The organism is Sphaerotilus hippei, assembly GCF_003201595.1.
Lineage (GTDB): Bacteria > Pseudomonadota > Gammaproteobacteria > Burkholderiales > Burkholderiaceae_C > Sphaerotilus > Sphaerotilus hippei.
In genome coordinates this window covers 1-23,919 of record NZ_QJJS01000004.1, presented here as the reverse complement: position 1 = coordinate 23,919, position 23,919 = coordinate 1, and the positions used below count along the sequence as shown (strand labels likewise).

Annotated in this window: 21 protein-coding genes and 1 pseudogene; 12 read left to right on the top strand and 10 right to left on the bottom strand. The window is 72.8% G+C overall.

Features of this window, described 5'->3' with window-relative positions:
- Nucleotides 1-97: 97 nt before the first annotated feature.
- Nucleotides 98-1,957, top strand: a complete 1,860-nt coding sequence (gene ilvD / locus C7444_RS05435; protein ID WP_110399826.1) for a dihydroxy-acid dehydratase — start codon at nucleotides 98-100, stop codon at nucleotides 1,955-1,957.
- Nucleotides 1,958-2,014: 57 nt separating this feature from the next.
- Here the strand turns inward: ilvD and ada are convergent, their stop codons facing one another.
- The gene (gene ada, locus C7444_RS05430; RefSeq protein WP_110399825.1) at nucleotides 2,015-3,196 is read right to left on the bottom strand and encodes a bifunctional DNA-binding transcriptional regulator/O6-methylguanine-DNA methyltransferase Ada; all 1,182 of its coding nucleotides are present in this window, start codon (nucleotides 3,194-3,196) and stop codon (nucleotides 2,015-2,017) included.
- 10 nt (nucleotides 3,197-3,206) lie between these two features.
- Nucleotides 3,207-3,887 (bottom strand): DNA oxidative demethylase AlkB, encoded by a 681-nt coding sequence (gene alkB / locus C7444_RS05425; RefSeq protein WP_375136910.1) that lies wholly within the window; start codon nucleotides 3,885-3,887, stop codon nucleotides 3,207-3,209.
- A gap of 111 nt (nucleotides 3,888-3,998) precedes the next feature.
- On the opposite strand from alkB, the gene C7444_RS05420 reads away from it, so the two are divergent.
- Nucleotides 3,999-4,313 carry an ATP-binding protein gene (locus C7444_RS05420; protein ID WP_310732620.1) on the top strand — a complete coding sequence of 105 codons (315 nt, stop codon included), beginning with the start codon at nucleotides 3,999-4,001 and terminating at the stop codon, nucleotides 4,311-4,313.
- 20 nt (nucleotides 4,314-4,333) lie between these two features.
- On the opposite strand, the gene C7444_RS05415 is transcribed toward C7444_RS05420, so the two are convergent.
- Complete coding sequence (locus C7444_RS05415; RefSeq protein ID WP_110399823.1) at nucleotides 4,334-4,807, bottom strand: DUF2798 domain-containing protein; 474 nt, start codon at nucleotides 4,805-4,807, stop codon at nucleotides 4,334-4,336.
- Nucleotides 4,808-4,909: 102 nt separating this feature from the next.
- Between C7444_RS05415 and C7444_RS05410 the strand changes: the two genes are divergently transcribed.
- The gene (locus C7444_RS05410; protein WP_170130641.1) at nucleotides 4,910-5,332 is read left to right on the top strand and encodes a MarR family winged helix-turn-helix transcriptional regulator; all 423 of its coding nucleotides are present in this window, start codon (nucleotides 4,910-4,912) and stop codon (nucleotides 5,330-5,332) included.
- A 134-nt stretch (nucleotides 5,333-5,466) separates the two neighbouring features.
- On the opposite strand, the gene C7444_RS05405 is transcribed toward C7444_RS05410, so the two are convergent.
- Complete coding sequence (locus tag C7444_RS05405; RefSeq protein WP_110399821.1) at nucleotides 5,467-5,913, bottom strand: hypothetical protein; 447 nt, start codon at nucleotides 5,911-5,913, stop codon at nucleotides 5,467-5,469.
- A 1-nt stretch (nucleotide 5,914) separates the two neighbouring features.
- Entirely contained in the window at nucleotides 5,915-6,556 is a 642-nt protein-coding gene (gene ypfH / locus C7444_RS05400; RefSeq protein WP_110399820.1) for an esterase, read from the bottom strand.
- Nucleotides 6,557-6,941: 385 nt separating this feature from the next.
- Here ypfH and C7444_RS05395 point away from each other — a divergent pair, with 385 nt between their 5' ends.
- The 8 genes from C7444_RS05395 to C7444_RS05360 all read left to right on the top strand — a co-directional run bounded on the left by C7444_RS05395 (nucleotide 6,942) and on the right by C7444_RS05360 (nucleotide 15,602).
- Complete coding sequence (locus C7444_RS05395) at nucleotides 6,942-7,970, top strand: TRAP transporter substrate-binding protein (RefSeq protein WP_110399819.1); 1,029 nt, start codon at nucleotides 6,942-6,944, stop codon at nucleotides 7,968-7,970.
- 4 nt (nucleotides 7,971-7,974) lie between these two features.
- On the top strand, nucleotides 7,975-9,723 hold the full coding sequence (locus C7444_RS05390; protein ID WP_110399818.1) for an FAD-dependent oxidoreductase: 1,749 nt from the start codon (nucleotides 7,975-7,977) through the stop codon (nucleotides 9,721-9,723).
- Between the two features lie 24 nt (nucleotides 9,724-9,747).
- Complete coding sequence (locus C7444_RS05385) at nucleotides 9,748-10,596, top strand: shikimate dehydrogenase family protein (RefSeq protein ID WP_110399817.1); 849 nt, start codon at nucleotides 9,748-9,750, stop codon at nucleotides 10,594-10,596.
- A gap of 8 nt (nucleotides 10,597-10,604) precedes the next feature.
- Nucleotides 10,605-12,470, top strand: coding sequence for an FAD-dependent oxidoreductase (locus C7444_RS05380; protein WP_110399816.1), 1,866 nt, complete (start codon nucleotides 10,605-10,607; stop codon nucleotides 12,468-12,470).
- Between the two features lie 39 nt (nucleotides 12,471-12,509).
- Nucleotides 12,510-13,124 (top strand): NIPSNAP family protein, encoded by a 615-nt coding sequence (locus tag C7444_RS05375; protein ID WP_110399815.1) that lies wholly within the window; start codon nucleotides 12,510-12,512, stop codon nucleotides 13,122-13,124.
- 31 nt (nucleotides 13,125-13,155) lie between these two features.
- Complete coding sequence (locus C7444_RS05370) at nucleotides 13,156-13,959, top strand: sugar phosphate isomerase/epimerase family protein (protein ID WP_110399814.1); 804 nt, start codon at nucleotides 13,156-13,158, stop codon at nucleotides 13,957-13,959.
- A 44-nt stretch (nucleotides 13,960-14,003) separates the two neighbouring features.
- Nucleotides 14,004-14,645, top strand: a complete 642-nt coding sequence (locus C7444_RS05365) for a TetR family transcriptional regulator (RefSeq protein ID WP_110399813.1) — start codon at nucleotides 14,004-14,006, stop codon at nucleotides 14,643-14,645.
- A 75-nt stretch (nucleotides 14,646-14,720) separates the two neighbouring features.
- Nucleotides 14,721-15,602 carry a DMT family transporter gene (locus C7444_RS05360; RefSeq protein WP_110399812.1) on the top strand — a complete coding sequence of 294 codons (882 nt, stop codon included), beginning with the start codon at nucleotides 14,721-14,723 and terminating at the stop codon, nucleotides 15,600-15,602.
- 22 nt (nucleotides 15,603-15,624) lie between these two features.
- Here the strand turns inward: C7444_RS05360 and C7444_RS05355 are convergent, their stop codons facing one another.
- From C7444_RS05355 to C7444_RS05345, 3 genes are read right to left on the bottom strand one after another with little or no spacing between them, the layout of a single operon-like run.
- Nucleotides 15,625-17,058, bottom strand: coding sequence for an efflux transporter outer membrane subunit (locus C7444_RS05355; RefSeq protein ID WP_170130640.1), 1,434 nt, complete (start codon nucleotides 17,056-17,058; stop codon nucleotides 15,625-15,627).
- Nucleotides 17,059-17,063: 5 nt separating this feature from the next.
- The gene (locus tag C7444_RS05350) at nucleotides 17,064-20,195 is read right to left on the bottom strand and encodes an efflux RND transporter permease subunit (RefSeq protein ID WP_110399810.1); all 3,132 of its coding nucleotides are present in this window, start codon (nucleotides 20,193-20,195) and stop codon (nucleotides 17,064-17,066) included.
- A 14-nt stretch (nucleotides 20,196-20,209) separates the two neighbouring features.
- Entirely contained in the window at nucleotides 20,210-21,433 is a 1,224-nt protein-coding gene (locus C7444_RS05345) for an efflux RND transporter periplasmic adaptor subunit (protein ID WP_211317486.1), read from the bottom strand.
- A 130-nt stretch (nucleotides 21,434-21,563) separates the two neighbouring features.
- Here C7444_RS05345 and C7444_RS05340 point away from each other — a divergent pair, with 130 nt between their 5' ends.
- A complete protein-coding gene (locus C7444_RS05340; RefSeq protein WP_110399809.1) occupies nucleotides 21,564-22,955 on the top strand; it encodes an ATP-binding protein in 1,392 nt (463 codons plus the stop codon).
- A gap of 29 nt (nucleotides 22,956-22,984) precedes the next feature.
- On the opposite strand, the gene C7444_RS05335 is transcribed toward C7444_RS05340, so the two are convergent.
- Nucleotides 22,985-23,686 (bottom strand): response regulator, encoded by a 702-nt coding sequence (locus tag C7444_RS05335; protein ID WP_110399808.1) that lies wholly within the window; start codon nucleotides 23,684-23,686, stop codon nucleotides 22,985-22,987.
- Between the two features lie 71 nt (nucleotides 23,687-23,757).
- Nucleotides 23,758-23,919: pseudogene (locus C7444_RS05330) on the bottom strand (electron transfer flavoprotein subunit alpha/FixB family protein); the annotation flags it as partial.

Below are 23,919 nucleotides of genomic sequence, written 5' to 3'. Positions count from 1 at the left end.
CGCTCGCCGGTAGGTGAAAATCGCTGGAGCGGCGCCTCCCCTGCGTGGGGTGCCGCGACCGAATTCCACCGACCGGATCGACCCAGAGAGTTATTCCATGCCCGCCTACCGTTCCAAGACCTCCACCGCCGGCCGCAACATGGCGGGCGCCCGCTCGCTGTGGCGTGCCACCGGCATGAAGGATGGCGACTTCGAGAAGCCCATCATCGCCATCGCCAACAGCTTCACCCAGTTCGTGCCCGGTCACGTGCACCTGAAGGACCTGGGCCAGCTGGTGGCGCGCGAGATCGAGGCCGCGGGCGGCGTGGCCAAGGAGTTCAACACCATCGCGGTGGACGACGGCATCGCCATGGGCCACGACGGCATGCTGTATTCGCTGCCCAGCCGCGACCTGATCGCCGACTCGGTCGAGTACATGGTCAACGCCCACTGCGCCGATGCGCTGGTGTGCATCTCCAACTGCGACAAGATCACCCCCGGCATGCTGATGGCCGCGATGCGCCTGAACATCCCCGTGGTGTTTGTGTCCGGTGGCCCGATGGAGGCCGGCAAGGTGCGCCTGGCCAACCCGCAGACCCAGGTGATGGAGTTCAAGAAGCTCGACCTGGTCGACGCGATGGTGATGGCCGTGGACAGCAAGGTGAGTGATGCCGACCTGGCCGAGGTCGAGCGCTCGGCCTGCCCGACGTGCGGCAGCTGCTCGGGCATGTTCACCGCCAACTCGATGAACTGCCTGACCGAAGCGCTGGGCCTGAGCCTGCCCGGCAACGGCACCGTGGTGGCCACGCACGCCGACCGCGAACAGCTCTTCAAGCGCGCCGGCCGCCTGGCCGTCGAGCTGTGCCAGCGTTACTACGAGCAGGAAGACGAGTCGGTGCTGCCGCGCTCGATGGGCTTCAAGGCCTTCGAGAACGCGATCACGCTCGACATCGCCATGGGCGGCTCGACCAACACCATCCTGCACCTGCTGGCCATCGCCCAGGAAGCCGGCATCGACTTCACGATGGCCGACATCGACCGCCTGTCGCGCGTCGTGCCGCAGCTGTGCAAGGTGGCGCCCAATACCAACAAGTACCACATCGAGGACGTGCACCGCGCCGGCGGCATCATGGCCATCCTGGGTGAGCTCGACCGTGCCGGCAAGCTGCACACCGACGTGCCCACCATCCACAGCAAGACGATGAAGGACGCGCTGGACGCCTGGGACATCGCGCGCAATCCGTCTGACGCCGTGAAGACCTTCTACCTGGCGGGCCCGGCCGGCATCCCGACCCAGGTCGCGTTCAGCCAGGCCACGCGCTGGCCGAGCCTGGATGTGGACCGCGCCGAAGGCTGCATCCGCTCCGGCGAACACGCGTTCTCGCAAGAAGGTGGCCTGGCCGTGCTGCGCGGCAACATCGCCGTGGACGGCTGCGTGGTGAAGACCGCGGGCGTGGACGAGTCCATCCTGGTGTTCGAAGGCTCGGCCTACGTGACCGAGTCGCAGGACGAGGCCGTGGCCGACATCCTGGCCGACAAGGTCCAGGCCGGCGACGTCGTGATCGTGCGCTACGAAGGGCCGAAGGGCGGCCCCGGCATGCAGGAGATGCTCTACCCGACCAGCTACATCAAGAGCAAGGGCCTGGGCAAGGCCTGCGCGCTGCTGACCGACGGCCGCTTCTCGGGCGGCACCTCGGGCCTGTCGATCGGCCACTGCTCGCCCGAAGCGGCCGCCGGTGGCGCGATCGGCCTGGTGCGCCAGGGCGACCGGATCCGCATCGACATCCCCCAGCGCAGCATCAACCTGCTGGTCAGCGACGAGGAGCTGGCCCGCCGCCGCGCCGAGCAGGATGCCAAGGGCTGGAAGCCCGTGCTGCCGCGCCCGCGCAAGGTGACCGCCGCCCTCAAGGCCTACGCCATGCTGGCCACCTCGGCCGACAAGGGCGCGGTGCGGGATTTGTCGCTGCTGGGTGACTGAGGTCCCGTCCGTCGTGTTGGCCGCCCGCCACCGCGGCGAGCCGGCCCGACGGAGGGTTCACGACGGGTCGCCGCCTGCCGCTGCCTGTCGTGCGTCCGGCAGGACCTCCTCCGGTCCGGCGGCCGGTGGGGCGCCGGCGACCCCCGGCGGCTCGCCGGCTTCACGGGCCAGCAGTTCCCGCTTGCGCTTCACGCCCCAGCGGTAACCGGACAGCCCGCCGTCGCGGCGCACCACCCGGTGGCAAGGAATCGCCACGGCCAGCGCATTGGCCGCGCAGGCCTGGGCGACCGCCCGCGCCGAGCCGGGCGCGCCGATGCGCTGCGCGAGTTCGGCATAGGACACCGTCGTGCCTGCAGGCACCTGCCGCAGCGCCCGCCAGACCCGCTCCTGGAAGGCCGTGCCCCGCACGTCCAGCGGCAGGTCCAGGCCCAGCGCGGGCGCCTCGACCAGCGCGACCACCTGCGCGACCCACTGCTCGAAGCCGGCGTCCGCGCCGATCAGCCGGGCGTTCGAGAAGCGGTCCTGCAACTGCCGCACCAGCGCCTCGGGATCGTCGCCGAGCAGGATGGCACACACGCCCCGCTCGCTGCGGGCGACCAGGATCGCGCCCAGGCTGCATTCACCGACGGCGAAGCGGATGTCGGCCCGGCTGCCCCCGGCGCGGTAGTCGCTGGGGCGCATGCCCAGCATGCGGTCGGCGGCCTCGTGCAGCCGGCTGCTCGAGCCGAAGCCCGCCTCGTTCATCGCGGTGGTGACCGAGGCCTGCCCGTCGAGCTGCTGCCGCAGCCGGCGGGCCTGCCAGGCCGAGGCGTAGGCCTTGGGCGTCAGCCCGGTGACGGCCTTGAAGACGCGGTGGAAATGGAAGGCGCTCATGCCGGCCAGATCGGCCAGCCGGGCCAGGGGCAGCGCCTGCTGCGCCGCCTCGATGCGGCGGCAGGCGGCCGCGACCAGCACCGCGTGCCGCGCGGCCAGGGCCGCGGGGTCGGCGGCGTGGCGCTGGCTGGCCCGATAGCCCGCGGCTTCGGCGGCCTGGGCCGTGTCGAAGAACTCGACGTTCTCCGGCCGGGGCAGGCGTGCGGCGCTGCCGGGCCGGGCGTAGACGCCGGTGGTGCGGACGGCGTAGACGAAGCGCCCGTCGGCCGAGGCGTCACGGGCCTGCACGGCCAGCCAGCGGGGATCGTCGCCGGCGCCGTCCGGTGGCGCGGGAGAGGGGGCGGAGGAAGGAGGGGTCGATCGCATCGGAACGCCTTCAGCCCGCCCGGCGCAAGGTGAGGTTGATGCGGCAGGCCCCGAGCCGGGCGTGGCAGGCCTGCTTCAGCGGGGCGATGCCGTGGTGGCGCAGCCGGTCGGGCCCGCCCCAGACGAGCACGTCCCCGTCGCCCAGCACGAGGCGCGTGACCGGATCGCTGCGCTGCAGGCCGCCGAAGAGGAAGACCGCCGGCACGCCCAGCGAGACCGACACGATGGGCGCGTCCAGGTCGCGCTCGTCGCGGTCCTGGTGCAGGCCCAGGCGGGTGCCGGGCGTGTAGAGGTTGATCAGGCAGGCGTCGGGCTCGAAATCCGCATGGCCGGCCTGCCGCGCCGCGGTGCGGGCGAGGCTCAGGAAGATCGCCGGCATCGCGGGCCACGGCCGGCCGGTCTGCGGGTCCTGCCGGGTGTAGCGGTAGCCGTGCCGGTCCGAGGTCCAGCCCAGCGTGCCGCAGTTGCTCATCGCCACCGACAGGCGCCGCCCGCCCGGGGTGCACATGTGGCGCCACGGCGCGGCCGTGCTCACGGTGTCGACGGCCTCGAGCAGGGCCGCGGCCTGCGCCCGCGCGGCGGCCCGCAGCAGCAGCGTGCCCGGGCCGAGCCGTTCAGGCGCGGCGGCTTCGACCGGTTCGTCGTCGAACAGGTCCGGGGTCATCGGTCCGGGCGTTGGCAGGCTGGGCATGGGTGGAAGTCTAGGCAGCCCGGGCCGGGCATGCACTCCGGGTCTTGCGCTGCAATCCTGCCCGAGCCGTTTCCGCTACGCTGCGGGCTGGCTCCATCGAGGTGCGCATCCATGACCGCAAGCCCGCCCGGCCTTCCCCGGCCCGTGGCCGATCCGATGACCGCGGGCCCGCCGGGTGCCGCGGACCCGGCCGCGTCGCGCCGCTCGGGTCGCCTGCCCTCGATCGATCCGGACCGCTGCACCGGCTGCGGCTGGTGCGTCGCGTCCTGCGAGCCGCACCTGCTCAGCCTCGAGACCGTGCGCTGGAAGAAGTCGGCGGTGCTCGACGAGCCGCAGCGCTGCACCGGCTGCAGCGACTGCGCGGTGAAATGCCCGTTCCGGGCCATCACGATGCGCCGGCCGGCCACCGCCGGGCCGCCCGGCTGAGCCCGGTCGCCGGCGGGGCCTCAGACGCGTGCCATCAGCCGGTCGATGCGCGGCTTGATCACGAAGCCCATCAGCAGGCCGATGCCCAGGCCCACGGGCAGCGACTTCAGGAAGGCGGCCAGCCAGGCGCTGGCGTAACCGTCGTTCCAGCCGACGTTGCTCAGCGTGACCACGGTGGCCAGCAGGAACTCCATCGTGCAGGCCATCGACAGGGCCAGCATCACCTTCTTCAGCACGTCGGGCAGGTGCCCGAAATGGCGCTGCAGCAGGCTGCCGAGCACGCCCATGATGGCAAAGCCCAGCGCCATCACCGGCAGCGCCGAGACGAAGCCGCGCAGCCAGCGGCTCACGAAGTCGTCGGCGAATCCGACGTTGACCCAGGTGATGAAGCCGGTGAGGACCAGCCCGATCAACGGAGGAATGCACAGCACCGGCGCCAGGCGGCGCAGGCGGGAGAGTCGGGATGCGGGCCTCGGGGCCGAGCCTGTGTTCATGGGTGGAAGAGATCGTTGATGTTGTCAACAATGTGCCTGATATAGTTGCGAATGTCAACCAAATCCGGCCGCCCATCACCGACCACGCGGCAGGAAGCCGCGATGGCCGCCTTCCTGCACACCTTCGAGGCCCTGAAGGGCCGGATGCGCCAGTGCCTGCTCGACGCCGGCGAGACGCTGGCGCCGATGCACCTGCGCATCCTCGGCCAGTGCCTGCACCAGCCCGGCGTCAGCCAGCAGGTCCTGGCGCAGGCCACCGGCCGCGACAAGGGCCAGATCGCGCGGCTCACCCGTGAACTGGTGGATCAGGGCCTGCTCACCCGCGAGGTCGATCCGCACGACCGGCGCAGCCTGCAGCTGCGGGTCACCGACGCCGGCCGGGCCGCCTGCGGGCGTTTTGCCCACCACGAGCAGGCCATGGCCGCCCGCATGTTCGGCACGATGCCGGTGCAGGATCTGGAGCGTTTCATCGCCCAGCTGACCGAGGTCCGTTCGCGGCTGGACGCCGAGGCCGGCCGGCGCTGACGGCCATGCGGCGATGCGCCGCAGGCCGGACCGCGGCATCGATCCCACCGGGCCGGAGGACGACGGGCATGGTGTTTCCTTCCAGGAAGGTCTGGGGAGGGGATCGGAGTGAGGGTCTGCCCCGTGGTCCGGCGTCAGGTGGCGGCCGTGAGCCACTGGAATCCCAGGTGATGCATGAGTTCACGCAGCATCAGCAGCGCCGCCGCGTGAACCCCTTGGTGAGTGGCCTCGACGGGCTCGCCCGGGCCGCGGTGGGCGGCTGAGACCAGCTTCGAGAACTCGCTCTCGATCTCGTCGCGGCGTATGTCGCCGTCGTGTCTCAGGCGCTGCGGCATCAGCTCCGACCAGGGGCCGGCCAGCCGCAGCCGGTCACGGGGCGCGTGCACCAGCCCGGACTGTTCGATGGCCGTCTCGACCTCGTCGATGGCGCGCTCCAGCTGGAGCGGGCTCGGGGGGCGTTGCGGCCAGTGGCGATCGGCGAGCACCTCCGGCCCGAGGGGCAGGATCGTGGTCCTGCCGTCGCCTTCCGACAGCGTCAGCCGACCAGCCCGCCACGTCAGCACCGCGGCGGTGGTGCTCATGTCATGCCCCGTTCCGGTCCGGGGCCAGCCGGTGGTGCAGCCGCTCCATCATGCGGGCGTCGATGCCGTGGCCCAGTCCCGGGATGAGGTCCAGGCTGACGTTCGCGCCCAGCGCCAGGAGCTGCGCATGCGCGTCGATCGACGACGAGGTCGGCACGATGGAGTCCGCCTCACCATGCAGCAGGTGGATCGGGGTCGTGCCCGGGGCCTGGCGGGGCGCAAGGGCGAAGCGGCCGGCCAGGGCCGCCACACGACCGGCGATCGGCCGCGCCAGCTGGGTGGACTCCAGCGACATGATCGCGCCCTGGGAGAAGCCGATGAGCGTGGTCCTCGTGGCGTCCAGGCCCGTCTCCTTCTGCCAGGCCAGGACGGACTGGACGAAGCCGGGCATGGCCTCGGCCACCCGGCCCGCGCGGTTCTCCGGGGTCACCCCGCGCACCGAGAACCACTGCCAGCCCTGCGCCAGATCGCTGGGCCGGGGGGCCTGCACACTCACGACCCAGGCCTGTGCGTGCCTGCCGGCCAGGCTGGCGCCGACGCCGCCCAGGTCGGCCGCACGGGCCCCCACGCCGTGGAACAGCAGGAAGAGCTCGGCCGATTGCCCGGGGCCGAGGGCGGGTTTCTGGAGGATCAGATCGTTCATGGCGTGCCTGCCGGGCAGGGGTGATCGAGCATGGGAGACGCTCCTGGTGGAGGGACGGACGCAGCGACGAGGGCCGTGATGGCTGCCACTGTAGAAGTTTCGCTGTCCTGGATAAACCGTCTCTGGCGGGACTGACTGATCAGGAAATCGGGACAATCCGGCGTGCACCGATTCCTGGCAATGCAGGCCCTCCAGGGGTCCAGCTCCGCCGTGTCGCGCCTCTGTGGTCGGTCATCTATTCACAAACAAGGGAAATCACCAGGTAAACAATCAACTCATATGCCCTGCTGAATCTTGTTATTCACCAATTGGTGAATTAATATGAGATCACGTTCCTGCCATCGAGCACGGGAACGAGACCATCCATCCAGACAGGAGACTCCCCATGTTCCATCGACTCAAGTCCACCGTGGCCGCCGTTCTGGCCTGCGGTCTGCTGGCGGCCGGCGCGACGGGCGCCATGGCGGCCGACATCAAGGAACGCACGCTGAAGTTCGCGATGCAGACCAGCGCCGGCAGCGCGCAGTACGACGCGGCGCTGCGCTTCGCGGAGCTCGTCAAGGCCCGCAGCGGCGGCAAGCTGACCGTCAAGGTCTTCGGCGGTGGCGTGCTGGGCAAGGACGTGGCGGTGGTCTCGGGCATGCAGGGCGGCACGATCGAGATGTGCGTGATGAACTCCAGCCTGCTGGCCGGTGTCGTCAAGGAGATGAGCGTGCTGGACTTCCCCTTCGTGTTCGCCAGCGAGAAGGAGGCCTATTCGGTGGTCGACGGCCCCTTCGGCAGCAAGCTGCATGCGCTGCTCGAGCCCAAGGGCCTGGTGGGCCTGTCGTACTGGGAGCTGGGCTTCCGCCACTTCCACAACAGCAAGCGCCCGATCGCGAAGCTGGACGACCTGCAGGGCCTGAAGATCCGCGTGATCGAGACGCCGATCTACGTCGACTTCATGAACGCGATGGGCGCCAACGCGATCCCGCTGCCTTACCCGGAGCTCTACACCGCGCTGGAGCAGAAGGCGCTGGACGGCGGCACCCAGCCGGTGATCAACATGGTCAACAACAAGCTCTACGAGGTGCAGAAGTACTTCTCGATGACCGGTCACATGTACAACCCGCAGTCGGTGATCTTCAGCAAGAAGGTCTGGGATGGCTACTCGGCCGATGAACGCAAGATCCTGCAGGACGCGGCCGACGAGGCGCGGGAATACCAGCGCCAGATCTCGCGCGAGCGCAACGCCCGCGGCCTGGAGGAGCTCAAGGCCAGGGGCATGGTGGTCAACGAGCTGCCCGCGGCCGACCTGGCCCGCATGAAGGAGAAGGCCCGCCCGGTGGTGGAGAAGTACACCCGCATCGTCGGCGAGCCGCTGGTCAAGGACATGTTCGCGGCCATCGACAAGGCCCGCGCGGCCCGGAACTAGTCCCATGCTGCTCGACCTGAACACGCTGCCGTCCGAGGGCGGCGCCTCCTTGGACGTGCTGGTGATCGGCGCGGGCGCGGCCGGCCTGGCCGCCGCCCTGGGGGCGGCGCTGGACGGCGCCCGGGTGCTGCTGGTCGAGCGCACCGCCTGGGTCGGCGGCACCTCGGCCTGGTCGGGCGGCACCACCTGGGTGCCGGGCACCCACCACGCGGCGGCGGTCAACCCCGCCGACACGCTCGACGCCGCACGCCTGTACCTCGACCACGCGGTGGGCGAGCGCGCCCCGCGCGAGCTGCGCGAGGCCTTCCTGCAGCAGGGCGCGGCCGTGGTGGCGCACCTGGAGGCACGCAGCGAGCTCAAGCTGCGGCCGTATGCCCGCCACCCTGACTACCTCAGCGACCTGCCGGGGGCCACGGTCAACGGACGGGCCCTCGAGCCGCTGCCCTTCGACGGTCGGCGCCTGGGGCCGCTGTTCGCGCTGCTGCGCCCGCCGATCCCGGAGTTCACCGTGCTGGGCGGCATGATGGTCGACCGCACCGACATCAACCACCTGCTGGGCATGACCCGCTCCTTCGCTTCGCTGCGGCATGCGCTGCGCCTGCTGGGGCGCCATGCGCTGGACCGGCTCGGCCACCCGCGCGGCACCCGGCTGGTGATGGGCAATGCCCTGGTGGCCCGGCTGCTCGCCTCGCTGGCGCAGCATGCCGGCGTCTCGCTGCTGATGCAGTCCGAGGTCGGCGAGGTGCAGCCGCAGGCGGACGGCTCGTCGACCGTCATGCTGCAGTCGGGCGCGGTGCGACGCCAGGTGCGCGTGGCCGGTGGCGTGATCTGGGCCAGCGGCGGTTTCAACCGGCATCCCCGCCGGCGGGCCGAGCTGCTGCCCGGGGCCGACGAGGCCTGGTGCCCGGCCGCACCGGGCCACACCGGGGCGGCGCAGGAGGTCGCGCTGCGGCGCGGGGCGCAGTTCGACGCCAGCGGCCTGTCGCCGGCCTTCTGGGCGCCGGTGTCGCGCCGCCGGCGCGCGGACGGCAGCCAGGCGGTGTTCCCGCACTTCCTGATGGACCGCGCCAAGCCCGGTTTCATCACCGTGAACCAGGCGGGGCGGCGTTTCCTGAACGAGAGCACCTCCTACCACCTGTTCGCCCTGGCGATGCAGGCCGAGCACGCCCGCACGCCGGCGATCCCGGCCTGCCTGATCTGCGATGCCGAGGCGCTGCGGCGCTACGGCATGGGCATGGTGCGCCCCGGTGGCCAGGGGCTCGAACCGTTCCTGGCCGATGGTTACCTGACGCAGGGCGCCACGCTCGACGAACTGGCGCAGCGGCTGGGCATCGATGCGGCCGGGCTGCGCGACAGCGTGGCCCGTTTCAACCACCTGGCCGCCACGGGCGTCGACAGCGACTTCCACCGCGGCGAGACCGACTACCAGCGCCACCTGGGCGATGCCAGCCGGGCCGGGCCCAACCCCTGCCTGGGGGCGCTGACGCAGGCGCCGTTCTACGCCGTGCGCCTCTACCCGGGTGACATCGGCGCCTGCGCCGGCCTGGTCACCGACGCGGGTGCCCGCCTGCTCGACGGGCAGGGCCGGCCGCTGCCCGGCCTGTACGCGGTGGGCAACGACATGCGCTCGGTGATGGGCGGGGTCTACACCGGCCCGGGCATCACGCTGGGCCCGGGCCTGGTGTTCGGCTGCCTGGCCGGGCGCGATGCCGCCCGCCGCGCCGGCCTGGGCCAGGGCCCCGCCACCTTCTGACGCCTCTCGACGAAAGACCTCGACATGAACATCTCCGACACCCTCAGCGGCGCGACCCGTGTCATCGGCATCATCGGTGACCCGATCGCCCAGGTGAAGTCGCCCTCGGGCGTGACGCAGCGCCTGATCGACCGCGGCTGCAATGCCGTCGTCGTGCCGCTGCACGTGGCCAGCGCCGACCTGGCCACCGTGGTCGCCGCGCTGGGCCGCACGAAGAACTTCGACGGACTCATCATCACCGTGCCGCACAAGCTCGACGCCTACGCGCTGTGCGCCACCACGACCGAGCGGGCGCATTTCCTCGGCGGCGTGAACGTGCTGCGCCGCCGTCCGGACGGCCGCTGGCACGGCGACCATGCCGACGGCCTCGGTTTCATCGAGGCCCAGCGCTCGGCCGGCTGCGAGCTCGAGGGCCGGCGGGTGCTGCTGGCCGGGGCGGGGGGCGCGGGCTCGGCCATCGCCCAGGCGGCGCTGGAGGCCGGGGCCTCGCTGCTGGCCATCCACGACGGCGACCTGCCCAAGCGGGACGGCCTGATCCGCCGCCTCGCCCAGCGCCACGGCGAGCGGGTGCAGGCCGGCTCGGCCGATCCGCGCGGCTTCGACGTGGTGTTCAACGCCACCCCGGCCGGCATGCGAGCCGGCGATGCGCTGCCGGTGATGGCCGAGCACCTTGACGGCGCGATGTTCGTCGGCGACGTGATCACGATGCCCGCGGTGACCCCGCTGCTCGAGATCGCGCGCAGCAAGGGCTGCCGCACGCAGGTCGGGGCGGGCATGTTCGCCGCGGTGTGCGAGCGCATGGTCGATTTCCTGCTCGAGACCGGCCCGCTCACCGAAGCCCGGCTGCCGACCGCGGCCCCCACCGCCCGCTGAGTCCCGCCATGAGCCTGTCCGCCTCCACCGCCGATCACGCCCCCACCCACCGCCGCGCGCCGGACGAGCCGGCGGCGCGGCCCCCGACGCGGGCCGACGCCGAGGGCCCGCGGTCCCGCGGCGCCGGGGCGCAGACGGTCGATCTGCTGGTCGTCGGCTCCGGCGCGGGCGGGCTGTCGGCGGCGGTCACGGCCGCGGCGCTGGGCCTGTCGGTGCGGGTGGTGGAGAAGGAGGCCGTGCTGGGGGGTACCACCGCCTGGTCCGGCGGCTGGATGTGGCTGCCCGGCCACCCGCTGGCCCGCGAGGCCGGCTTCGTCGAGGACCCCGAGGCGCCCCGCCGCTACCTGCGCCACGAGCTGGGCGAGCACCACGACGCCGCGCGCGTGGACGCCTTCCTCGACCATGCGCCGCTGATGGTGGAGTTCTTCCGCCGCCACACGGCGATGGCCTTCATCGACGGCCAGGCCATCCCGGACTTCCACGGCCGCTCGCCCGGGGCGGTCGAGGGCGGTCGCCAGCTCGGCACCGCTGCGTTCGACGCCCGCCGGCTCGGCGCCGACCTGCACCGCCTGCGCCCGCCGCTGGACCTGATCTCGCTCTGGGGCATGGGCATCGCCAGCGGACCCGATCTGCGCCACTTCATGAACTCGACCCGTTCGCTGCGCTCGCTGGGGCATGTGCTGCAGCGTGTCGGGCGCCACCTGCTCGACATCGTGCTGCACGGCCGTGGCATGCACCTGGTCAACGGCAATGCGCTGGCCGCGCGGCTGATGCGCTCGGCGCTGGACCGCGGCGTGGACCTGCGCACGGGCTCGCCGGTGCTGCGCCTGCTGAGCGAGCAGGGCCGGGTCTGCGGCGCGGTGGTCGGGGCGCCCGACGGCAGCCAGACGACGGTGCACGCCCGCTGCGGCGTGGTGCTGGCCTGCGGCGGTTTCCCCCACGACGCCCGGCGCATGGCCGGGCTGGACGCCCGCGGGCTCGACGAGGGCCGCCACCCGTCGGCCGCGCCCCCGAGCAACACCGGTGACGGCCTGCGCCTGGGCGAGGCCGTCGGGGGCCGCGTGGCCGACGACCTGGCCAGCGTGGCGGCCTGGGCGCCGGTGTCGCTGGTGCCGCAGTCCGGTGGTCGAGTGGGCCGCTTCCCGCACCTGATCGAACGCGCCAAGCCCGGGCTGATCGCCGTGACCCGGCAGGGCCGGCGCTTCGTCAACGAGGCCGACTCCTACCACGACTTCATGAGCGGCCTGTTCGCCGCCGTGCCGCCCGGCGAGCCGGTGCAGGCCTGGCTGATCTGCGACCACCGCTTCATCCGCCGCTGGGGCCTGGGCCACGCCCGGCCGGCTCCGGTGCCGCTGGCGCCGTCGCTGCGTTCGGGCTACCTGCAGCGCGGTGACGATCTGGCCGATCTGGCCCGCCGCTGCGGCATCGACGCGGCCGCGCTGGTCGAGACCGTGCAGGCCCACAACCGCCATGCCCGCGACGGCCGCGACCCCGAGTTCGGCCGCGGCGAGACGCCCTACAACCGCGCCAACGGCGACGCCGGCCTGCGGCCCAACCCCTGCGTGGCGCCGATCGAGCACGGGCCCTTCTACGCCGTGCGCGTGCTGCCCGGCAGCCTGGGCACCTTCGCCGGCCTGCGCACCGATGCCCGCGGCCGCGTGCTGGACGAGGCGGGCCGACCCATCGCCGGCCTGTGGGCCGGCGGCAACGACATGGCCAGCATCATGGGCGGGCGCTACCCGAGCGGGGGCATCACGCTCGGCCCGGCGATGACCTTCGGCTACCTGATCGCCCACGACGCCGCCGGCGTGGCCCCCGGCACGCCGCTGCAGGACGCGGCACCGCGCAGCGCCTCCCGGTCCGTCATGCCCTGAATTTCCGACCTTCTCCACCCTTCGACCCCAGGACTCCCCATGCTCTACGAACTTGCCACCCTGACCCTGCGACTGGGCACCACGGCCGCCGCGGCCACCGCCATCGAGGCCTACAGCCGCGAGGCCGAGGCCCGGGGCCGGCTGCTGGGCTGCTGGTACGCCGACATCGGCACGCTCAACGAGGTCGTGGTGCTGCGCGGCTTCGAGACCGAGGCCGACCTGGGCGCCGAGCGCCGCCGCACGCTGCTGGCCGCCAACCCCTTCGGCTGCGCCGACTTCCTGACCCACCTGGAACTGCACAGCTACGCCCCGTTCCCGTGGCTGCCCGACGTGACGCCCGGCACCTTCGGTCCGGTCTACGAACTGCGCTCCTACGAGCTCAGGACCGGCGGCCTGCAGCCCACGCTGGACGCCTGGCAGAAGGCGCTGCCCGCCCGCTGCGAGATCTCGCCCTGCACGGTGGCGATGTATGCGCTCGACGGCATGCCGCGCATCACCCACCTGTGGCCCTCGGCCAGCCTCGACGAGCGTTCGAAGGCGCGCGCCGACGCGGTCCGGCAAGGCGTCTGGCCGCCGGTCGGCGGCCCGGCCTGGCTGATGCCCGACATGAAGTCGGGCATCTACCTGCCCACCGCGGTCTCGCCGCTGAAGTGAGCGGGTGCCGCCGGTCCGCCCCCCGAGCCCCATGAAAGAGCGACTCTTCTCCCTGGCCCAGCTGGTGGCCCTGACCCGGACCCCGCCGCAGCTGCTCGCGCTGGCGGCCCGGACCGGTTGTGACGGGGCGGGCCTGCGCCTGCTGCCCTCCGCCCCGGGCGGCGTGCACCACCCGCTGATGGACGACGCGCCCCTGCTGCGCGAGACGCTGGCCGTGCTGCGCGACACCGGCATGCGGGTGTTCGACCTCGAGGTGGTGCGCATCGGCGCGGACTTCCGGCTGGCGCACTGGCAGCGTTTCCTGGCCGTCGGTGCCCAGCTGCAGGCGCGCCACGTGCTGGTGGCCGGCGACGATCCCGACGAGGCCCGGCTGATCGAGCACTTCGGTGCGCTGTGCGACGCGGCCCGCCCCTTCGGGCTGACCGCCGACCTGGAGTTCATGCCCTGGACGGCGGTCAGCGACCTGAAGACGGCGGCCCGCATCGTCGGTGCGGTCGGCCGGGACAACGCCGGCCTGCTGATCGACGCGCTGCATTTCTCGCGCTCGAGCAGCACGCTCGACGAGGTGGCGGCGCTGCCGCCGGCCTGGCTGCACTACGTCCAGGTCTGCGACGGGGCCGTGCCGGGGCCGGCGACGGTCGAGGGCATGATCTTCGACGCCCGCTGCGAGCGCCTGCTGCCGGGCGAGGGCGCGATTGCCCTGCAGGCGCTGCTGGCGCGGCTGCCGGCCGGGCTGCCCGTCAGCATCGAGATCCCCAACGAGGCCCGCGCCCGGGCGATGGGGCACGAGGCCTGGGCCGCGTCGTGCGTGCAGGCGGCCCGCCGGGTCGCATAATTCACGCCTTCGTGAAGATCGAGGGCGGGCATCCGCCCGCAGCCATGGCCCGTCCCCCCGCCACCGAGAGTCGCACCCGCGACGCCGAACGTTCCCGCCAGGCCCTGCTGGCCGCTGCCCGGACGGCCTTTGCCGAGCAGGGGCTGGGCGGCACCCGGCTGGACGACGTGGCCGCGCGCGCCGGGCTGGACAAGCGGCTGATCTACTACTACTTCAAGAACAAGGACCAGCTCTTCACCGCGGTGCTCGAGGAGGTCTATGCCGGCATCCGCAGCGCCGAGGCCGAGCTGCACCTGGGCGAGCTGCCTCCGGTCGAGGCCATCACCCGGCTGGTCGATTTCACCTGGCAGTACTACCTCGACCACCCCGAGTTCATCGCGCTGATCAACGACGAGAACCTGCACCGGGCGCAGCACCTGGCCCGGTCCGGGCGCATCCCGGAGCTGCACTCGCCGCTGGTGGTAACGCTGGGCGCGGTGCTCGAGCGCGGCCGCACCGACGGCGTGTTCCGCGGCGGCGTCGACCCGCAGCAGCTCTACATCTCGATCGCGGGCATGTGCTATTTCTACCTGTCCAACCGCCACACGCTGTCGGTGATCTTCGGGCGGGCGGTGGACCAGCCCAAGGCGCTGGCCGAGCGCATCTCCCACGTGCGCGAGGTGGTGATGGGCTATCTTCTGCGCTGAGCACCGGGCGCAGGGGTCCGGTCCTGCCGCCGGCGATGCCGGCCCGTCCTGATGCCCGCTGCACGAGGAGCCGCGATGTCCGAGCCCCGCCGATCCGGTCTGCCGCTGCCCGCGGGCATGGCGCTGGCCATGGTCGCCTTCGCCGGCAATTCGCTGCTGTGTCGCCTGGCGCTGCGCCAGACGGGCATCGACCCGTTCAGCTTCACCACGATCCGTCTGGTGTCCGGGGCGCTGCTGCTGGCCTGGCTGATGCGGCGCCGGGCGGCCGTGCCCGTGCCCGTGCCGCTGCGCGGCCACTGGCCGTCGGCCCTGGCGCTGTGGCTGTATGCCGGTGCCTTCTCGCTGGCCTATCAGGGGCTGACCGCCGCCACCGGGGCGCTGCTGCTGTTCGGCGCGGTGCAGGTGACCATGGTGGGCATCGGGCTGGTCCGTGGTGAACGCGCCGGCCCCCGGCCGCTCGCCGGCATGGCGCTGGCGCTGGCGCTCGGCGGGCTGCTGTGGCTGCTGCTGCCAGGGGTGGCCGCGCCGCCACCGGGCTCGGCCGCGCTGATGGCGGTGGCCGGCGTGGCCTGGGGCGTGTACTCCCTGCGCGGTCGTGGCTCGACCGATGCCCTGGCCAGCACGGCGGTCAATTTCCGCCTCGCGTGCGTGCCGGCCCTGGCCTGCAGCGTGCTGACCTGGCCGCTGCGGTCGCTGGACCTGCCGGGCACGCTGTACGCGCTGGCTTCGGGCGCGCTGGCCTCGGCCGCCGGTTATGCGCTGTGGTATTCGATCCTGCCGCGGCTGGCCGCGACCCAGGCGGCCACGCTGCAGCTGAGCGTGCCGGTGCTGGCCGCCGCCGGCGGGGTGCTGCTGCTGGGCGAGGCCTTGACGGCCCGGCTGCTGCTGGCCGGGGCGCTGGTGCTGACCGGCGTGGCCGTGGTGACCCGGCCGGCGGCCACGCCCGGCCCGCGATGAGCGCGCCGCCGCTTCAGGGCACTCAGGTGCCGCCCAGCACCTTGAACAGCGTCAGCCGGTTGGCCTGCTCGGTCAGGCGCAGCGTGATCAGCGCCTGCTGCGCGCTGTAGAGCGAGCGCTGCGCGTCCAGCACCGCCAGCGTGCTCTCGGCGCCGGCCTGCTGGCGCCGCGTGACCAGCTCGAGGCTGCGGGCGTAGGCGTCGACCAGGCGCTGCTGCGCGTCCAGGCGCTCGGCCAGGCTGGCCCGCACCGCCAGTGCATCGGCCACTTCCCTGAAGGCGGTCTGGATGGCCTTGTCGTAGGTGGCCCGCTGCTGCTGCTCGCCGATGCGGGCGATCTCCAGCGCCGAGCGGCTCGCGCCGCCGTCGAGGATCGGCAGCTTCAGCGTCGGCGCCAGGCTCCAGATGCCGTTGCCGGCGGCGAACAGGCCGGTCAGCGCGTTGCTGGCCGTGCCGGCGGAGGCCGTCAGCGTCAGCGTCGGGAACAGCGCCGCGCGGGCGGCCTCGACGTCGGCCCGTGCGGCCTGCAGGGTCAGCTCGGCCGAGCGCACGTCCGGGCGGCGCAGCAGCACGCTCGAGGGCAGATCGGCCGGCACCGTCAGCAAGGTGGCGGCCTGATCGGCCTCGCGGCCGTCGGCGCCCGGCAGCAGCGCCGCGTCGGGCTCGGCCCCGAGCAGCAGGCGCAGCGCGTTGTGGTCCTGCACGACCTGGGCGGCCGCGCTGGCGAGGTCGCCGCGGGCGGTCTCGGCGCTGGCCTGGGCGCTGGCCAGGTCGAGCGCGGTGGCCACGCCCAGCGCCTGGCGCCGCTGCGTCAGCTCGAGGCTGCGCTGGCGGGTCTCGAGCGTCTGGCGCGCGAGCAGCTCCCGCTGGCGGTCGGCGGCCAGCGTCAGCCAGGCCTGGGCCACCTCGGTCACCAGGCTGGCCTGCACGCTGGCGCGTGTCTGCCCGGTGGCCAGGTAGGTGGACAGCGCCGAGTCCTTCAGGCTGGCCAGGCGGCCCCACAGGTCCAGCTCCCAGGCGGCCATGCCCAGCGAGACGCTGACCTGGCGCGAGGTGCTGGCCGTGCCGCCGGACAGGTCGGCCGCGCTGCGGCTGGCACTGCCGGCCACGCTGGCGTTGACGGTGGGCAGCCGGTTGGCGTCGGTGATGCGGTACTGGGCCCGGGCCGCGTCGATGGCCAGCGTGGCCAGGCGCAGGTCCCGGTTGTTCACCAGGGCCTGGTCGATCAGCCGCACCAGGCGGTCGTCGCGGACCAGCGGACGCCAGTCCAGCGCGGCGCCGTCGCCCGGCAGGGCCGCCCCGCCGCTGACGGCCGGGGCGGCCAGCGTGGCGGGCACGACCGCAGTGGCCGCCGGCGTGCCGTCGCCGGCGGCCGGGCCGCCCAGGCTGGCACAGCCGCCGAGCAGGGCCAGGGCCAGCAGCGTGGCCACGGTCATCGGGGAGAGATTCAGTCGCATCTTGTTCACTCCGCGGTGGAGGAAGGGGAGGTGCCGCGGCCGAAGCGGCCGCGCACCAGCACGTAGAACACCGGCACGAACAGCAGGCCGAGCACGGTGGCGGTGAACATGCCGCCCAGCACGCCGGTGCCGATCGCGCGCCGGCTGCCCGAGCCGGCCCCGCTCGACAGCGCGAGCGGCAGCACGCCGAACATGAAGGCCAGCGAGGTCATCAGGATCGGGCGCAGCCGCAGCTTGACCGCCTGCAGCGTCGCGTCGACCAGGCTGCGGCCCTGCTGCTGGAGCTGCTGCGCGAACTCGACGATCAGGATCGCGTTCTTGGCCGACAGGCCGACGGTGGTGAGCAGGCCGATCTGGAAGTAGACGTCGTTGGACAGCCCGGTCATCCAGGTGGCGAGCACCGCGCCGATGATGCCCAGCGGCACCACCAGCATCACCGAGAACGGCACCGACCAGCTCTCGTAGAGGGCCGCCAGGCACAGGAAGACGAACAGCACCGACAGGGCGTAGAGCGCCGGCGCCTGCGATCCCGACAGCCGCTCCTGGTAGGACTGGCCCGACCACTCGTAGCCGATGCCCTTGGGCAGGCGCGTGATGATCTGCTCGACCGCGCTCATCGCGTCACCCGAGCTGATGCCCTCGGCCGGCGAGCCGACGATCTCGAACGAGGACATGCCGTTGTAGCGCTCCAGCTTGGCCGGCCCGCTCGCCCAGGAGACCGTGGCGAAGGCGCTGAACGGCACCATCTCGCCGCTGGCGTTGCGCACATGCCAGGCCAGGATGTCCTGGGGCTGCATGCGGTAGTCGGCGTCGCCCTGCACGTAGACCTTCTTGACGCGCGACTTGTTGATGAAGTCGTTGACGTAGCTGCCGCCCAGCGCCGTCGACAGCGTGCTGTTGATGTCGCTGGTGGCCAGGCCGAGCGCCGAGGCCTTGCGGTCGTCGATCGTGACCTGCAGCTGGGCGGTGTCGGCCAGGCCGCTGGCCCGGGTGCCGGTCAGGCGCGTGTCCTTGCTGGCCTCGGCGATGAACTGGTCCCGCGCGGCGGCCAGCGCCTCGTGGCCCAGGCCGGCCAGGTCCTGCAGCTGCAGCGTGTAGCCGGCGTTGCTGCCCAGGCCGCGCACGGCCGGGGGCAGCATCACGAACACGCGGGCATCCCGCACGCCCGACAGCTCGCGGGTGAAACGCCCGGCCAGCGCGGCGGCGCCCTGGCCGTCGCCGGTGCGCACGCTCCAGTCCTTCAGCCGGATGAACAGGTTGCCCGAGGCCTGGTCGCCGCTCATGCCCCGCAGCGAGATGTAGCCCGCCACCTCGGGCTGCCGCGCCAGGTAGGCCCCGACCTGCTGCAGCGCCGCGCTCGTGCGGGTGTCGGTGGCGCCGGCGGGCAGCTGCACCATCGCCATCAGCAGGCCCTGGTCCTCGTCGGGCAGGAAGGCGGTGGGCAGGCGCGTGAAGCCGTAGGCCAGGCCGCCCAGCAGCACGGCGTAGATCAGCACCATGCGTCCGCCGCGCTGCAGCGTGCGCCCCACCAGGCCCTGGTAGCCGCCGCTGCTGCGCTCGAAGCCGCGGTTGAAGGCGGCGAAGAAGCGACCGGCCAGCCCGCGCGGGGCGCCCTCGCCCGGGTGGCCGCCGGCCTCACCGGCCCGCAGCAGCGAGGCGCACAGCGCCGGGGTCAGCGTCAGCGCCACCAGCACGCTCAGGGCCATGGCCGAGACGATGGTGATCGAGAACTGGCGGTAGATCACGCCGGTGGAGCCGCCGAAGAAGGCCATCGGGATGAACACCGCCGACAGCACCAGCGAGATGCCCACCAGCGCGCCGGTGATCTCGCCCATGCTGCGGCGCGTGGCCTCGCGTGGCGACAGGCCTTCTTCGGTCATCAGGCGCTCGACGTTCTCCACCACCACGATGGCGTCGTCCACCAGCAGGCCGATGGCCAGCACCATGCCGAACAGCGTCAGCGTGTTGATCGAGTAGCCGAAGGCCGCCAGCACGCCGAAGGTGCCCAGCAGCACCACCGGCACCGCGATGGCCGGGATCAGCGTGGCCCGCAGGTTCTGCATGAACACGCCCATGATCAGCACCACCAGCACCATGGCCTCGGCCAGCGTGATCACCACCTCCTTGACCGAGATGCGCACGAAGGGCGTGGTGTCGTAGCCGATCTCGGCCTTCATCTGGCTGGGGAAGAAGGGCGCGAGCTGCTCGAGCTTGGCCTTGACCGCCGCCGACACCGCCAGCGCGTTGGCGCCCGAGGCCAGCTTGACGCCCATGCCCGCCGAGGGCCGGCCGTTGTAGCGCGACTGGAAGGTGTAGCTCTCGCTGCCCAGCTCGATGCGGGCCACGTCGGCCAGGCGCACGATGGCGCCGTCGGTCGCCGACTTGACCACGACGGCACGGAACTCCTCGACCGTGCGCAGCTTGCTGCGGGCGGTGATGGTGGCGTTGAGCTGCTGGTCGCTGGTCGCGGGCAGCGCGCCGAGCTGGCCGGCCGAGACCTGGGTGTTCTGCGCGGTCAGCGCGCTGCTGATGTCCGAGGGCATCAGCGCGTACTTGCGCAGCTGCTTCGGGTCGAGCCAGATGCGCATCGCGTAGCTCGAGCCGAGCGTGGTCACGTCGCCCACGCCGTCGATGCGGCTGATCTGGTCGACCAGGCTGGTGCTGATGTAGTCGCCGATGTCGGCGGCCGTCACGCTGGCATCGTCGGAGGTCAGGTTGGCGATCAGCAGGAAGTCGGTGCCCGACTTGTTGACCGTCACGCCCTGGTTCTGCACCGCCTGCGGCAGCTGGGTCAGCGCCTGCTGCACCTTGTTCTGCACCTGCATCTGCGCCACGTCGGCATTGGTGCCGGCGACGAAGCTCAGCGAGACGCTGGCCGAGCCCGACGAGCTCGACGAACTCGACATGCTCAGCAGCCCGTCCAGCCCCTTCATCTTCTGCTCGATCACCTGGGTGACCGAGTCCTCCACCGTCTGCGCCGAGGCGCCGGTGTAGGTGGCGCTGACGCTGATGCGGGTCGGGGCGATGTCGGGGTACTGCTCCAGCGGCAGCTGCAGGATAGACAGCGCGCCGGCGAGCATGATCACGATGGCGATGACCCACGCGAAGATGGGTCGGTCGATGAACCACTTGGCCATGTCGTGCTCCCGGTTCAGCGGCTGGCCACCGTGGCCGAGGCCGCGGCGGCCGGGGCGCTGGCCGACAGGGCCACCGCATGCACGATCTGGCCCGGGCGCACCTTGCCCGAGCCTTCGACGATCAGCCGTTCACCGGCCTGCAGGCCCTGCGTGACGCGCCACTGGCCGGCGACGGATTCGGCCACGGTGACGGCCCGCTGCTCGACCTTGCTGTCCTGGCCGACCACCAGCGCGGTGGCCTCGCCGCGGGTGTTGCGGCGGATGCCGGCCTGCGGCACGAGCAGCGCGGCCCGGTCCTGGCCCTGGTCCAGCACCGCCCGCACATACATGCCCGGCAGCAGCAGGCCCTCGGGGTTGGGCACCCGGGCGCGCAGGTTGACCGCCCCGGTGGTGGTGTTGACGCTCACGCCGCTGACCTCGAGCCGGCCGGGGTGCGGGTAGTCCGAGCCGTCCTCGAGCACCAGGCGCATGGTCAGCGTGCCGTTGTCGAGCGTGCCGCTGGCGAGCTGGCGGCGCAGCTTGAGCATCTCGACGCTGCTCTGCGGCACGTCGACCCAGATCGGGTCGAGCTGCTGCACGGTCGTCAGCGCGGTGGTCTGGCTGGCCGTGACCAGCGCGCCGGTGCTGACGCCGGAGGTGTCGATGCGCCCGCTGATCGGGGCGATGATGCGGGTGCGCTGCAGGTTCAGGCTGGCGGTGGCCAGCGTGGCCTGCGCGGTCTTCAGGTCGGCCTGGGCCTGGGCCAGGCTGGCGCGGGCGTCCTCGGCGTCCTGGCGGGTGCCGGCGTCGGCGGCCAGCAGCTCGTCCTGGCGACGCGCCTTGAGCTGGGCGGCCTGCAGCGTGGCCTCGGCGCGGGCCACGCCCGCCTGGGCGCTGGCCAGCTCGGTGCGGTAGCTGGCGTCGTCGATCTGGTAGAGCGCCTGGCCGGCCTTGACCATCGAGCCTTCGGTGTAGAGGCGCTGGCGCAGGATGCCGCTGACCTGCGGCCGGATCTCGGCCGACTGCATCGCCACCGTGCGGCCGGCCAGCTCGGTGCGCAGCGTCAGCGGCTGGGTCGCCAGCGTGACCACGCCGACCTCGACCGCCGCCGGCGGGGCGCCGGCGTTCTTGCCGGCCTGGGCTTGTGCCTGGCCCTCGCTGCAGGCGCCCAGGCCCAGGGCCAGACCGGCGCCCAGCGTCAGCAGGGCCAGCGTATGCAGCCGGGGCCGCTGCACGGGGGGGATTCGGGGGGTGTTCATCTCGGGCATCGCGGCAAGCTCCATCTGGAATGAGCGGATGCTGGGGGCCAAATGTGCAGGGAAATTGAAGACCCGCCGGCGCCTGGCGAGGGCTTGCCGGGCGCCGGCTTTGCTGACCCAATGCGCTTCCATGAAGATCGGCATCTCCACCCGCCTGTTCGCCGCCGTGCTGACCACCGCCGTCCTGGTGGTCGGCGTGGTGGGCGGCCTGACCCACCGCAGCTTCACGCGCGGCTTCCTCGGCTACCTCAACGACGTGGCGGCCGAGCGGCTGGAGTTCGTCGGCCCGCGGCTGGCCCGGGCCTATGTGCGCCACGGCAGCTGGGAATTCCTGCGCAACGAGCCGCGCGCCTGGTTCGGCCTGCTGCGCCCGGTGGTCGGCGACGAGCTGCCGGCCAACGCGCCGGTGCGCCCGGGCATGCCGCTGACCTCCGACCTGACCGGTGCGGTGCAGCGCCTGGGCCTGCTCGACACCCAGCAGCAGTGGGTGGCCGGCTACCGCGACCTGGACGCGAGCATGCTGCGCCAGCCCATCCAGGTCGACGGCCGCACGGTGGGCTGGCTGGTGCTGGCGCCGTTCCAGAGCGTGGCCGACGGCGGCGCGCGGCGCTTCCAGGAGGGCCAGCGCGAGGCCTCGATCGCCACGGCCGCGCTGGCCCTGGCGCTGGCCGCGCTGATCGCCTGGTGGGCCTCGCGCCGGCTGGCCGCGCCGGTGCGGCAGGTCGCCGCGGCCACCCACCGCCTGGCCGCCGGCCACCACGACACCCGGGTCGACGTCGACAGCCCCGACGAGGTCGGCCAGCTGGCGCATGACTTCAACCACCTGGCCCGCACGCTCGAGCGCAACGAGGCGCTGCGGCGCGAGTTCATGGCCGACGTGTCGCACGAGCTGCGCACGCCGCTGGCGGTGCTGCGTGGCGAGCTGGAGGCGCTGGAGGATGGCATCCGCCCCTTCGACCGTGCGGCGGTCGGCTCGCTGCAGGCCGAGGTGCGCCAGCTGGGCCAGCTGGTCGATGACCTCTACGAGCTGGCCCTGTCGGACGCCGGGGCGCTGAGCTACCGGTTCGGGGCGCTGGACCTGGGCGTGCTGCTGCGGCGGGTGGTCGAGGCCCACCGCCATCGCACCGAGCAGCGCGGCCTGGAGCTGACGCTGCAGTGCCCCGAGGGGCCGCTGACCGTGCCGGCCGACGAGGGGCGCCTGCAGCAGCTCTTCGACAACCTGCTGGAGAACAGCCGCCGCTACACCGACGCCCCCGGGCGGATCCGCATCGAGGTGCAGCCCGACGGGGCCTGCTGGCAGGTCGATCTGCACGACACCGCGCCGGGCGTGCCGGCCGACACGCTGCCGCAGCTCTTCGAGCGCTTCTTCCGGGTCGACGGTTCGCGCAGCCGCAGCACCGGGGGCGCCGGCCTGGGCCTGGCGATCTGCCGCAACATCGTGCTGGCCCACGGCGGCGAGATCGTCGCCCGGGCCTCGCCGCTGGGCGGCGTGTGGATCTCGATCCGGCTGCCCGCGGCCTGAGTGAGCGAGCCGCGGCCCGCCCGCCGGGCTCAGCCCGCGGGCCACTCCCAGGCGTAGCCGACGCCGTAGACCGAGCGGATCGGATCGCTGCCGCCGGTGGCGGCCTCGAGCTTGCGGCGCAGGTTGCGGATGTGGCTGTCCACGGCCCGGTCGGTCACCGCGCGGCCGTCGTCGTGCAGCTGGTCGAGCAGCTGGTCGCGCGCGAACACCCGCCCCGGCTGGGCGGCCAGCGCCTTCAGCAGGCGGAACTCGGCCGGCGTCAGGTCCAGCGGCTGGCGCGCCAGGCTGGCCCGCAGCGTGCTGTCGTCGATCGTCAGGCCGCCGGGGTCGGCGGCGGTGCCGGGCCCGGCCGCGGCGGGCGGGGCCCAGCTCAGCCGGCGCAGCTGGGCCTTGACCCGTGCCACCACCTCACGCGGGCTGTAGGGCTTGCAGAGGTAGTCGTCCGCGCCCAGCTCCAGGCCCAGCAGCCGGTCGACCTCGTCGACCCGTGCGGTCAGCATGATGATCGGCACCCGGCTGAAGCCGCGCAGCTCGCGGCACACCGCCATGCCGTCCTGGCCGGGCAGCATCAGGTCCAGCAGCACCAGGGCGGGGTCGTGCCGGCGCACGGCCGGTCCCACGGCCAGGCCGTCATCGACGGTCACGCTCGCATGCCCGGCCGCCCGCAGGTAGTCGGCCAGCAGCGCGGCGAGCTTGGGTTCGTCCTCGACGATCAGGATGGGTCGGTCCATGGGGGCGGGGCGGCTGGAGGCGCCGTGCGGTGCGTGGTGCCCGCATTCTGCCGTGCTGCCCCGGCGCCCTGTCAGAGCCGGTCGACCAGTTCCGGCACGGCGGAGAACAGATCGGCCTCCAGGCCGTAGTCGGCCACGGAGAAGATCGGGGCCTCGGGGTCCTTGTTGATCGCCACGATCACCTTGGAGTCCTTCATGCCCGCCAGGTGCTGGATCGCCCCGCTGATGCCCGC